The organism is Micromonospora sp. NPDC048040 (assembly GCF_055587185.1).
The window spans coordinates 471,589-482,955 of the sequence record NZ_JBVJGT010000002.1; the positions used below are offsets into that span (position 1 = coordinate 471,589).

Sequence of the window (11,367 nt, forward strand, 5' to 3'; positions counted from 1 at the left end):
GACCCTGAGCCACCGGCCCGGCCGGTGGCTCAGGGGTTGACGAAACGCCCGCGCGGGCGCGCGGACCGCTCCTCGGTCAGCCGGCAGCCGCCTTGAGCGCGTCACCGAGCGCGTTGGCCTCGTCGGGAGTCATCTCGACGACGAGCCGCCCACCGCCCTCCAGCGGGACCCGCATGACGATGCCCCGGCCCTCCTTGGTGACTTCCAGCGGACCGTCGCCCGTCCGCGGCTTCATCGCCGCCATGTTGTCTCCCCTCAGACCTACACCAGGGTCGGTGGGTTGCCCCACAGCCACTTCGTCTTGACCACCCGCAACGTACGCGGGGGTGTCGACCAACGATTTTCCCTGATGAACACCGCCGGACCCAAACCGAAGCAGCATTGATGTAACAGCATCTAGCTTATCCTGAGAATGCCTGTCACAATGTGCGGTCATGCAGGCACGGTCGGCACTCTTCGACCTGTACGGCGACCACCTCCGGGCGAGGGGCGGCCGGGCACCCGTCGCCGCCCTGGTCAAGCTGCTGGCGCCGCTCGGGATCGCCCCGCCCGCCGTGCGTACGGCGGTCTCCCGGATGGTCCGCCAGGGGTGGCTGGACCCGTGCCGGCTCACCTCCGGCCCGGGATATTCGATCACACCGAAAGCCGCCCGCCGACTGGACGAGGCAGCAGCCCGGATCTACCGGACCGGCCGGATCACCTGGGACGGCCGGTTCGACCTGCTGGTGCTGGAGGCGCCCGCCGCGCGGCGGGAACGCCAACGCCTCGCCGCCAACCTGACCTTCCTCGGCTACGGAACCCTGGACGACTGCACCTGGGTGGCCACCCGCCCCGGCGAGGACGTGGACGTGCTGCTCGACGAGGCGGGCGTGCGCTACGAACGGTTCACCGCCGCGCACACCTCCGGCACCCCCGGCGCGATGGGCGTCGTGCGCCGCGCCTGGAACCTGACCGAGATCGGCCAGGCGTACGAGCAGTTCGTCGCCGAGCAGCGGCCACTCCTGGCCGGCATCACCGTACGCAGCCAGGACGAGGAGGCGTACGCGGCCCGGTTCCGGCTCGTGCACGCGTGGCGTACCTTCCTCTTCCGGGACCCGCAGCTGCCGCCGGCGCTGCTCCCCGAGCGCTGGCCCGGCACCGCCGCAGCCAGTTTCTTCGACCGACACGCGGCCCGGCTGCGGCCGGCCGCCGACCGGTACGTCGAGCAGTGCCTCGACGCCGGCAACCGCCTCGCCCGACAGAAGGGTCGTGAGACGTGACCGAGCCCCTGCTCGTCGACCGCACCGACGCCGTCGTCACCCTGACGCTGAACCGCCCGACGGCGATGAACGCGCTCGACGTGGCTCTCAAGGAGGCGCTGCGGGACACCCTGGCGGAGCTGGAGACCGACCGCTCCTGCCGGGCCGTGGTGCTCGCCGGCGCGGGCCAGTCGTTCAGCGCCGGCCAGGACCTGCGCGAGCACGTGCAGACGCTGGAGTCCAGCGACGGCAACCCGCTGGACACCGTCCGGGCGCACTACAACCCGATCGCCGCCCGGCTGGCCAACCTGCCGAAGCCGGTGGTCGCGGCGGTGCGGGGGATGGCCGCCGGGGCGGGCGCGTCGCTCGCCTTCCTGGCCGACATCCGCATCGGCGGGCCGTCGACCAGCTTCCTGATGGCCTTCGCCAGGGTCGGGCTCGCCGCCGACACCGGCGCCTCCTGGACGCTGCCCCGGCTGGTCGGCCACGCCAAGGCGGTCGAGCTGCTGATGCTGGCCGAGCCGGTGCACGCGGCGGAGGCCTGCCAGATCGGGCTGCTCAACCGCCTGGTGGTGGACGACGAGCAGGTGCTGCCGACCGCACAGGAGCTGGCCGCCCGGCTGGCCGCCGGCCCGACCGTCGCGTACGGGGCGATCAAGCGGCAGCTCTCCATCGCCGACGCGGGCACCCTCGCCGACGCCCTCGCGGCCGAGGCGCAGGCGCAGTCGATCTGTGGGGGCACCGCCGACCACCGGGCCGCCACCGTCGCCTTCGTCAACAAGCAGAAGCCGGTCTTCGAGGGCCGCTGACGCCTCCGGCTCCGCCCGGGCGTCGCGTCGCCACCGCCCGGGCGGCCAGGCATCGGCGCAACCGCCCCGGCCCGGCTTCGTCTGACCCCGGTCAGGTCAGTCGTCCTCCTCCGGATCCTGGTTGGCCTCCGCGCCGAGCACGAACGCCTGCATGGCCAGCTCGTCGCCGGAGGGCGAGACGAAGGCGGGCAGCTCGCGCGGCCCCAGCTCCTGCACGTACGCCCAGAACAGCCGGACCGCCTCGGCGGGCGAGGCGGCCTCGATCGGCAGGTCGAGGCTGACCAGCCAGGAACGCCGCTGCGGCGGTGGGCCGAGCTTGTCGGCCAACTCCCGGAACACCGTGGGGTCGAGCGCGGTCACCGGCCCGTCGAGCGTCACCGCCCCGGCCGGCACCGGCTCGTCGAAGGCCCGCCGGGTGTACGCCACCACCAGCGGCGCCTCGCCCCGGTCGGAGAGCGGATCCTCCGGGTCCTCCCGCTCCTGTCCGCTGGCCGCGGCGACCCGACCCAGCGCCACCAGCCGTGGCGGCTCGTCGGCCAGCACCGCCACCCGGTCACCGGGGCGGGGCCGGTCGGCGTCGGCCAGACCGGTCAGTTCGAGCGTGTCGTGGTGGACGAGCCGCTCGGCCTCGTAGCGCCCGCCGGGCAGCAGCACGGCCCAGGCGCCGGTGCCGTCGGCGTGGGCCGCCCCGTCCACCCGGGGCGCGGTGTCGGTCGTCATGGCCTCCATCCCATCACGCCGCCCGCGCCGCCACGACGTGGCAGCCCGCAAGGTGGTCGTCGACCATCCCGGTGGCCTGCATCAGCGCGTAGGCCGTGGTGGGGCCGACGAACCGGAAGCCGCGCTTCTTGAGCGCCTTGGCCATCGTGGTGGACTCCGCGGTCAGGGCGGGCACCTGCGCGAAGGACGTGGGCCGGGTCGGGCGGGGCGGTGGGGCGAAGGACCAGAGCAGCGCGGAGAGCCCCTCGGGCAGCTCCAGCGCCGCCCGGGCGTTGGCGATCGCCGCCTCGATCTTGGCCCGGTTGCGGACGATGCCGGCGTCGGCGAGCAGCCGGGCCACGTCGGCCTCGCCGTAGCCGGCCACCGTCTCGATCCGGAACTCGTCGAAGGCCAGCCGGAACGCCGGGCGCTTGCGGAGGATGGTCAGCCAGGACAGCCCCGACTGGAACGCCTCCAGCGTGATCCGTTCGTAGAGCGCGTCGTCGCCGTGCAGGGGGCGACCCCACTCGGTGTCGTGGTAGGCGGCGTAGTCCGGGGTGCTGGTCCCCCAGCCGCAGCGCGGCAGCCCGTCGGCGCCGATCACCAGGTCAGTCACGCGTCCACGCTAGGGCACGGGCCCGACGGCCCCGTCGCCTGCGGCCGCCCTCCGGCGCCGTACGCGCGCCGCGGGCACGGCTCGGTCAGCCCGAGGTCAATGAGATCGGGGCATCCCGGTCGGGTCGACACCCCGACTGTCAGGATGTCGAGTCGATCACGCAACCGTCCGGCGGTCAGGGCAGCCGGCCCTGCTCGACCAGCCGGCCGAACTTCTTCAGTGCCCGGGTCAGGCCGAACTTCGAGCCGGGCCACAGCACCGGCCAGGTCACCCGCCCGGCCGGGCCGCCGGGCAGGTGGAACCACTCGTGCCAGACCACCTGGGTGCGGTCCCGGGCCAGCGGCGTGCAGCGCAGCACGCCAGGGCCGCGCAGCAGCTTCCCGCAGTGCACCACCCGGACCTCGTAAGGCGCGTCCACCCGGACCACTCGCATCTCGTCGCGCAGCACGGCCGGGCCGAGCGCGGTGACCGCCTCGACGAGGCTGCCCTCGCCGCCGTCCCCCTCGACCACCCGGACGGTGGTGAACGGGATCCAGTCCGACTGCCGCTCCCAGGCCGTCAGCGCCGCGAAGACCCGCTCCGCCGGCGCGTCGACGATCACCGTGGCGGTGACCTCGCCCGCGCCGGGCTGTGCCGCCTCGCGCAGGTCGTCGCCGCCCACGGGCCCGGTCACGCCGACTCCGACCGGACCACCGGCCCCTGCCGCCCGGCGTCACCCGCCGGCGCCGTCGTGTCGTCGTCGCCCGACGGTGCCGTCACCCGGTCGTCGCCCGACGGTGACATCGCCCGGTCGTCGCCGGTCAGGTCCTCGCGCCGGGGCTCGCGTGGTTCTCCCCCGGCGGCGACGCGGCCGGTCTGGTCCCCGGTGCCGTCGCCGCCCGCCGGGGCGGCGGGCGCGTCGTCGGGGCGCCCGGTGGAGTGCTCGCCCGGAGCCGACGCCGCCCACCCGGTCGTCGTCCCGGCCGGCGTCGCGTCACCCGTCGCCGGTCCGGTGCCCGGGTCCGCGAACGCCGGGATCGGCTCGACGACCAGGTCCCGGTCTCCGGCGGCGTCCGGCCGGTCGGCCCCGACCGGCGCCGTCGCCCGGGCCTGCGGCGACGCCTCGGCGGCGGTCGTCCCGGCCGCCTGCTCCCGGGCGCGGCGCAGGGCGTCGGCGTCCGCGGTCCGCCCCTCGCGCAGCGCGGCGACCTCCGCCTCCAGCACGCCGACGAGCTCGGACTTGTAGCCGATGTCGTAGGCCGCCCGGCGCATCGCCTGGTCGACCTGGTCCATCCGGTAGCCGCGCAGCGCCGTGTCGAACCGGACCTCGCCCACGTCGGCCTCGCGGAGCGGGCGGGTGGCGGGCAGCGGCACGGCGCGCCCGTCCGGCTCGGCCGGCGTCAGGCCGGGATCCCGGCCGGTGACCAGCACGGTCACACCGAACACCACGGCCCCGACGGTCAGCGCGACGACAAGCAGGAGCAGAACCTGATCCATGCACAGATCGTGGCATGTCGAAGGGGCCGGAGCGACCCCACCACCCCACCGGCGCACCGGAACGGGCAGCGGGACCTGGGCCGAGGTCGGGGTCGACGCCCGCCGGGACCACCGGGGGCGCGGGCCCGCCGCTCGACGGGGCGTGACGACGGGCGGAAACGCGACGACACGCGCGGCGTGACGACGGGCGGAACCCCACCCCGGTCGGTGACCGTGCCGTCGACGCTGACGACTCGGCGACGGCCGACCGGCCGGGCCCGGCGACGGCGGACCGGATAGCGTCGTGATCGGCCGGCGACGGGGACGGGACGACGGCGCGGACCTTCAGGAGGCGGTATGGCCGGGGCGCTTCGGCTCGGTGGGCGGACGTTCGGCCCGGGCGAGCTGGTGGTGATGGCGATCGTCAACCGGACGCCGGACTCGTTCTTCGACCGGGGCGCGACCTTCGCCCAGGACAGCGCGCTGCGCGCCGTGGAGCGGGCGGTCGAGGAGGGCGCCGAGATCATCGACATCGGCGGGGTCAAGGCCGGCCCGGGCGCCGAGGTCGACGTCGCCGAGGAGATCCGACGCACGGTGGCGACCATCGCCGCCGTCCGGGCCGCCTTCCCCGACGTGGTGATCTCGATCGACACCTGGCGGGCCGAGGTCGCGGTGGAGGCGGTGGCCGCGGGCGCCGACCTGCTCAACGACACCTGGTCCGGCGCCGACCCGGCCCTGGCCCGGGTGGCGGCGGAGACCGGTGCCGGGCTGGTCTGCTCGCACGCCGGTGGTCTGGCGCCCCGGACCCGGCCGCACCGGGCGGCCTTCCCCGACGTGGTCGCCGACGTGGTCGCGACGGTGACCGGGCTCGCCGAGCGCGCGGTCGGGCTGGGCGTACGGGCCGACGGGATCCTGATCGACCCGGCGCACGACTTCGGCAAGAACACCCGTCACTCGCTGGAGATCACCCGTCGGCTCGACGAGCTCACCGGCACCGGCTGGCCGCTGCTGGTCGCCCTGTCGAACAAGGACTTCGTCGGCGAGACGCTGGACCTGCCGGTGGCCGAGCGGCTGGAGGGGACACTGGCGGCCACCGCCGTCTCCGCCTGGCTGGGCGCCCGGGTGTTCCGGGCGCACCAGGTGCGCCCCACCCGCCGGGTGCTCGACATGGTCGCGTCGATCCGCGGTGACCGCCCGCCCGCGGCGACCCGGCGCGGCCTGGCCTGACCACGGCGACCTCGCGCGGCCCGACCTGACCACGGCGACCTCGCGCAGCCCGACCTGACCACGGCGGCCGGCGCGGGCGGTGGGAGCCGGACGATCGCCGGCGCCCGGGCCGGTCGGGCTCGGGTCAGGTCAGGTCAGGTCCAGCGCAGGATGTTCTTCCGCCAAGCGTAGAGGATGCCCAGCGCCAGCACCGCGACGAAGACCGCCATCTCCACGACCGTCACCATCCCGAACCCCGGCCGGTCGAAGACCACCGCCCAGGGGAAGAGGAACACGGACTCCACGGCGAACAACACGTAGAGATACGCGTACACGTAGTAACGGATCTGCATCTGGGCCCAGTCGGCGCCAACGGGGTCGAGGCCGCACTCGTAGCTGGCCCGCTTGCCGTAGGGATCGGCCGGACGGGCAGGACGTAACACCCGATTGGCCGAGAACGCCGTAACGAAGAAGAGGACGCTGGCGAGCAGCAGGAGCCCGAGCGTCGCGTACGAGCCCAGGTAACCGGTCACGGTCGATCAGCCTACCGCCCCGCGCGGCCGGCCGAGCGTTACGGACTTGTTTCCGGGCGGGACTAGTGCCAGTGGACAACAGTTGCCGAATATTGGAACCCTCACTCATCGTCACGGAGGACAGATGGCCCGCGTGGACGTACGGCCCGGCCGACGGGCGTGTGACCGGCGTACCGTTCCCCTGCTGGCGATCTCCCTCGCGGTCGGGCTCACGGTCGCCGCGGTGCCGGGCTGGGCGGCTGCGGCCCCCACCGCCGCCCGGTTCGCCGCCGCCACCACGAACCCGGTCGGCGAGCCCGGCACGGAGCCGTCGACGGCGGACCCGACGGACACCGGGCCGGTGCCCAGCGAGGCGCCGTCGACCACCTCTCCGCCGCCGCAGTCCACGCCGCCGGCCGGGACGACCGAGCCGACCCCGACGACCACGGCCCCGGAGGAACCGGCGCCGACCACCGCCGCACCGACCCTCAGCGTGCCGCCGACGACGCCGTCGGTGCCGCCGGTGCGCCCGAGCGCGCCCGCACCGGGCAGCCCGGCGGCTTCCCCGGCCGGCGTCCACGTCACCACCGACGACATCACCCTGACCCCCGCCTACTGGAACGCGCCGAGCACCGTGACCGCGCTGCGGGTGACCGTCACCAACACCGGGGCGGCGCCCGCCCGGATCCGGCTCGCCTACACGCTCCCGGCCGGGCTGACCGACGCCGGCACCCGGGGCTGCGCCCACGTCGGCGGCGGGGCACACCGCTGCGGCGAGTGGACGAGCGCGCCGGGCGCCCGGTTCAGCACCCTGCTCCGCGTACGCGTGGCCGGCGACGCCTGGCGGCAGATGCCCCTCAGCGGCTCCGTCCAGGTCACCGCGACCGCCCCCGGCGCGGAGCCGGCGCGCGACGACGAGGGTTTCGCCGTGCTCTTCCCGCCCGGCCCGCCGGTGCCCGGAATCAGGCTGGAGGCCGGCGAGGTCGCCTTCGACATCAGCGGCGGGGCGAGCGGACTCGACGTACGCCTGGGCAACACCGGCCGGGTCGACGCCGACGGCCGGGTCGAGGTGGTCCTGCCGGCCGGGGTGACCGTGCCGGCGCCTCCGCCGGGCTGCACCGCCGCCGGCCCGACGCGGACCCGCTGTGACCTGGGCACGGTCCCCGCCGGCCGCGCCGCCCACCTGCGGCTGCCGGTGTCCGCGACGCCCGAGGCGCAGCGAACTGCCCCACTGGCCGGCGCGGTGCTCGGCAAGCTCGACCCGCGCAGCGGCCGGGCCCGGCAGGTGCAGATGAGCTTCCGGATCACCGCTGCCGCCGCCCTGGCCACCCCGGTGGTCTCGCCGCCCGCCCCGACCGGGTCGCAGGGCGTGCTGGCCGCCGATTCCCCCACCCTGCGCGCCGGCGGGGGCGGCTCGGTGCGGCAGACCGCGATCATCCTGATTGCCGTCTCCACGCTGCTGGTGGCGCTGGCTCTCACGCTGGCGACCATCTCCCTGCGGCGGCGGCTGGGCACCCCGGTGCCGGAGCCGACGACGGCACCCGCGCCGACGGACTGACCCGGGAAGCCGATCACCCGACCCGGATCGCGGGCACCCCGGTGATCTGGATTACGGCGGGCGGGCGGAAACACCGCAAACCGGTGTGGAACCCCGCCCGATCGGATCCCACAAGGCGGCCTACGAGAAAGTTGGGAGGGTGATCCGACGTAGGCTCTCAGGTGAGGAACTACGGCGGACCGGGCCTGCCCCACGCGGGTCCGGTGCAGCGGTGCGTCAAGGAGGTCACGTGGCCGGGCTAGGCGAGGTCACCATCATGTTCAGCCGCCCGCGCGACCGCGCACAGCGAAGCGAGGTGCAGGCGTGACCAAGCAGATCCGTCAACTGGACCGGGTGGTGATCCGGTTCGCCGGCGACTCCGGCGACGGCATGCAGCTCACCGGCGACCGGTTCACCTCGGAGACCGCGCAGTTGGGCAACGACATCTCCACGTTGCCGAACTTCCCGGCGGAGATCCGGGCCCCCGCCGGCACCCTGCCGGGCGTGTCGAGCTTCCAGGTGCACTTCGCCGACTACGACATCCTGACCCCCGGCGACGCGCCGAACGTGCTGGTGGCGATGAACCCGGCGGCGCTCAAGGCCAACCTCGTCGACCTGCCGCGCGGGGCGGACATCATCGTCAACACCGACGAGTTCACCAAGCGCAACCTGGCCAAGGTCGGTTACCAGGCGAACCCGCTCGAGGACGACACGCTCGCCGGCTACGTGGTGCACCCGGTGGCGCTGACGTCGATGACGGTCGGCGCGCTCGCCGAGCACGACGTGTCCAAGAAGGACGCCGAGCGGGCCAAGAACATGTTCGCCCTCGGCCTGCTCTCCTGGATGTACAACCGGCCCTACGAGTCGACGCTGCGCTTCCTGGAGCGCAAGTTCGCCGCCCGCCCGGAGCTGGTCGCGGCGAACGTCGCGGCGTTCCGCGCCGGCTGGAACTTCGGCGAGACGACCGAGGACTTCGCGGTCCGCTACGAGGTCAAGCCGGCGAAGATGCAGCCGGGCACCTACCGCAACATCACCGGCAACGCGGCCCTGTCGCTCGGGCTGGTGGCCGCCGGCGTGCGCTCCGGACTGCCGGTCTTCCTGGGCGCCTACCCGATCACCCCGGCCTCGGACATCCTGCACGAGCTGAGCAAGCACAAGCGCTTCGGCGTGCTCACCATGCAGGCCGAGGACGAGATCGCCGCGGTCGGCGCGGCGCTGGGCGCCTCCTACGGCGGCTCGCTCGGCGTCACCACCACCAGCGGCCCGGGCGTGGCGCTCAAGAGCGAGACGATCTCCCTCGCGGTGGCGCTGGAGCTGCCGCTGGTCATCGTCGACGTGCAGCGGGCCGGCCCCTCCACGGGCATGCCCACGAAGACCGAGCAGGCCGACCTCAACATGGCGCTCTACGGCCGCCACGGCGAGGCCCCGGTGGCGGTCATCGCGCCGCGGTCGCCGGCGGACTGCTTCCACGCGGCCATCGAGGCGGCCCGGATCGCGCTGACCTACCGCACCCCGGTCATCCTGCTGTCCGACAACTACGTCGCCAACGGGTCCGAGCCGTGGCTGCTGCCCGACGTCGAGTCGCTGCCCGACCTGCGGGTCGAGTTCGCCACGAAGCCCAACGGCGAGGACGGCACGACCTTCCTGCCGTACCTGCGCGACCCGGAGACCCTGGCCCGGCCGTGGGCCGTCCCGGGCACCGCCGGGCTCGAGCACCGCATCGGCGGCCTGGAGAAGGCCGACAAGACCGGCGACATCTCGTACGACCCGGCGAACCACGACTTCATGGTGCGTACCCGGGCGGCCCGGATCGAGACGATCCCCGTGCCGGACGTCGAGGTCGAGGACCCGAACGGCGACGCCCGGGTGCTGGTGCTCGGCTGGGGCTCGACGTACGGGCCGATCGGCGCGGCCTGCCGGGGCCTGCGCCAGCGCGGCCACTCCATCGCCCAGGCGCACCTGCGGCACCTCGCCCCGATGCCGGCCAACCTCGGCACGGTGCTGAGCTCCTACGACCGCGTGGTCATCCCCGAGATGAACCTCGGCCAGCTCGCCCACGTGATCCGGGCCAAGTACCTGGTCGACGCGATCGGCTACAACCAGGTCCGCGGCCTGCCGTTCACGGCCAACGAGCTGGAGACGATGCTGGAAGAGGTCCTGAAGAATGTCTGAGCCCGTCGCCCTCAAGCTCACCGCCAAGGACTTCAAGTCCGACCAGGAGGTGCGCTGGTGCCCCGGCTGCGGCGACTACGCGATCCTCGCCGCGATCCAGCAGTTCATGCCGGAGCTGAACATCCCGCGCGAGCGGATCGTCTTCGTCTCCGGCATCGGCTGCTCGTCCCGCTTCCCGTACTACATGAACACCTACGGGATGCACTCGATCCACGGCCGTGCCCCGGCGATCGCCACCGGCCTGTCGGCCAGCCGCCCCGACCTGTCGGTCTGGGTGGTCACCGGCGACGGTGACGCCCTCTCCATCGGCGGCAACCACCTGATCCACGCGCTGCGCCGCAACGTCAACCTGAAGATCCTGCTGTTCAACAACCGGATCTACGGCCTGACCAAGGGTCAGTACTCGCCGACCTCCGAGGTCGGCAAGATCACCAAGTCGACGCCGGCCGGCTCGGCCGACGCGCCGTTCAACCCGCTCTCGCTCGCCCTCGGCGCCGAGGCCACCTTCGTGGGCCGCACCATCGACTCCGACCGCAAGCACCTCCAGTCCGTGCTGCGGGCCGCGGCGGAGCACCAGGGCTCGGCCTTCGTGGAGATCTACCAGAACTGCAACATCTTCAACGACGGCGCGTTCGACCAGCTCAAGGAGCCGGCCACCCGGGACGACTACCTGATCCGGCTGGAGCACGGGCAGCCCATCACGTTCGGCAAGGACGGACAGTTCTGCGTCGTGCACCCGCCCGGCGGGTTCGGCCTGGAGGTCCGGGAGACCGCCTCGGTCAGCCCCGGGGAGATCGTCGTGCACGACGCGACGGTCACCGACCCGGCGTACGCCTTCGCGCTGTCCAGGCTGCCCGGCCTCGACCTGCGCAACACCCCGATCGGGGTGTTCCGCTCGGTCGACCGCCCGTCCTACGACAGCGTGGTGCAGGGGCAGCTCGCCGCGGCGAGGGCGACGGTGACCGAGACCCCGGAGCAGCAGCTCGCCGGTCTCCTCGCCAGCGGGGACACCTGGACCATCCTCTGACCGGCGCGGGGGGGGGGGGGGGGGGGAGGGGGGGGGGGGGGGGGGGGGGAAAAAAACGCAGAAAAGAGGAAGAAGAAAAACCAGTTCGGTACGTAG

The 11,367-nt window shown here is 73.9% G+C and carries 11 protein-coding genes and 1 pseudogene; 6 read left to right on the forward strand and 6 right to left on the reverse strand.

The genetic code is table 11. The features are described 5' to 3' along the window. Window positions 1-76: 76 nt before the first annotated feature. On the reverse strand, window positions 77-244 hold the full coding sequence (locus ACZ6O2_RS04495; RefSeq protein ID WP_007455245.1) for a DUF3117 domain-containing protein: 168 nt from the start codon (window positions 242-244) through the stop codon (window positions 77-79). 190 nt (window positions 245-434) lie between these two features. On the opposite strand from ACZ6O2_RS04495, the gene ACZ6O2_RS04500 reads away from it, so the two are divergent. Then, the gene (locus ACZ6O2_RS04500; RefSeq protein ID WP_466021975.1) at window positions 435-1,259 is read left to right on the forward strand and encodes a PaaX family transcriptional regulator; all 825 of its coding nucleotides are present in this window, start codon (window positions 435-437) and stop codon (window positions 1,257-1,259) included. Continuing rightward, entirely contained in the window at window positions 1,256-2,047 is a 792-nt protein-coding gene (locus ACZ6O2_RS04505) for an enoyl-CoA hydratase-related protein (RefSeq protein WP_466021976.1), read from the forward strand. Before ACZ6O2_RS04500 ends, ACZ6O2_RS04505 begins: the two co-directional genes overlap by 4 nt. A 96-nt stretch (window positions 2,048-2,143) precedes the next feature. Here the strand turns inward: ACZ6O2_RS04505 and ACZ6O2_RS04510 are convergent, their stop codons facing one another. The 4 genes and pseudogenes from ACZ6O2_RS04510 to ACZ6O2_RS04525 form a co-directional block, all read right to left on the reverse strand. Beyond that, window positions 2,144-2,767, reverse strand: a complete 624-nt coding sequence (locus tag ACZ6O2_RS04510) for a hypothetical protein (RefSeq protein ID WP_350701522.1) — start codon at window positions 2,765-2,767, stop codon at window positions 2,144-2,146. 13 nt (window positions 2,768-2,780) lie between these two features. Continuing rightward, on the reverse strand, window positions 2,781-3,362 hold the full coding sequence (locus ACZ6O2_RS04515) for a DNA-3-methyladenine glycosylase I (protein WP_350701523.1): 582 nt from the start codon (window positions 3,360-3,362) through the stop codon (window positions 2,781-2,783). 175 nt (window positions 3,363-3,537) lie between these two features. Further along, the gene (locus ACZ6O2_RS04520; protein WP_350701525.1) at window positions 3,538-4,035 is read right to left on the reverse strand and encodes an SRPBCC family protein; all 498 of its coding nucleotides are present in this window, start codon (window positions 4,033-4,035) and stop codon (window positions 3,538-3,540) included. A 443-nt stretch (window positions 4,036-4,478) separates the two neighbouring features. Next, a pseudogene (locus tag ACZ6O2_RS04525) lies at window positions 4,479-4,838 on the reverse strand (DivIVA domain-containing protein); the annotation flags it as partial. Between the two features lie 336 nt (window positions 4,839-5,174). Between ACZ6O2_RS04525 and folP the strand changes: the two are divergent. Beyond that, window positions 5,175-6,044, forward strand: coding sequence for a dihydropteroate synthase (folP, locus tag ACZ6O2_RS04530; protein ID WP_350701528.1), 870 nt, complete (start codon window positions 5,175-5,177; stop codon window positions 6,042-6,044). Window positions 6,045-6,178: 134 nt separating this feature from the next. On the opposite strand, the gene ndhC is transcribed toward folP, so the two are convergent. Further along, on the reverse strand, window positions 6,179-6,556 hold the full coding sequence (gene ndhC, locus ACZ6O2_RS04535; RefSeq protein ID WP_350678128.1) for an NADH-quinone oxidoreductase subunit A: 378 nt from the start codon (window positions 6,554-6,556) through the stop codon (window positions 6,179-6,181). A 124-nt stretch (window positions 6,557-6,680) separates the two neighbouring features. Here ndhC and ACZ6O2_RS04540 point away from each other — a divergent pair, with 124 nt between their 5' ends. The 3 genes from ACZ6O2_RS04540 to ACZ6O2_RS04550 all read left to right on the forward strand — a co-directional run bounded on the left by ACZ6O2_RS04540 (window position 6,681) and on the right by ACZ6O2_RS04550 (window position 11,271). Beyond that, window positions 6,681-8,093 carry a hypothetical protein gene (locus ACZ6O2_RS04540; protein WP_466021977.1) on the forward strand — a complete coding sequence of 471 codons (1,413 nt, stop codon included), beginning with the start codon at window positions 6,681-6,683 and terminating at the stop codon, window positions 8,091-8,093. Window positions 8,094-8,396: 303 nt separating this feature from the next. Further along, window positions 8,397-10,244, forward strand: a complete 1,848-nt coding sequence (locus ACZ6O2_RS04545; protein WP_357457105.1) for a 2-oxoacid:acceptor oxidoreductase subunit alpha — start codon at window positions 8,397-8,399, stop codon at window positions 10,242-10,244. Continuing rightward, on the forward strand, window positions 10,237-11,271 hold the full coding sequence (locus ACZ6O2_RS04550; RefSeq protein ID WP_350701533.1) for a 2-oxoacid:ferredoxin oxidoreductase subunit beta: 1,035 nt from the start codon (window positions 10,237-10,239) through the stop codon (window positions 11,269-11,271). Before ACZ6O2_RS04545 ends, ACZ6O2_RS04550 begins: the two co-directional genes overlap by 8 nt. Window positions 11,272-11,367 lie beyond the last annotated feature (96 nt).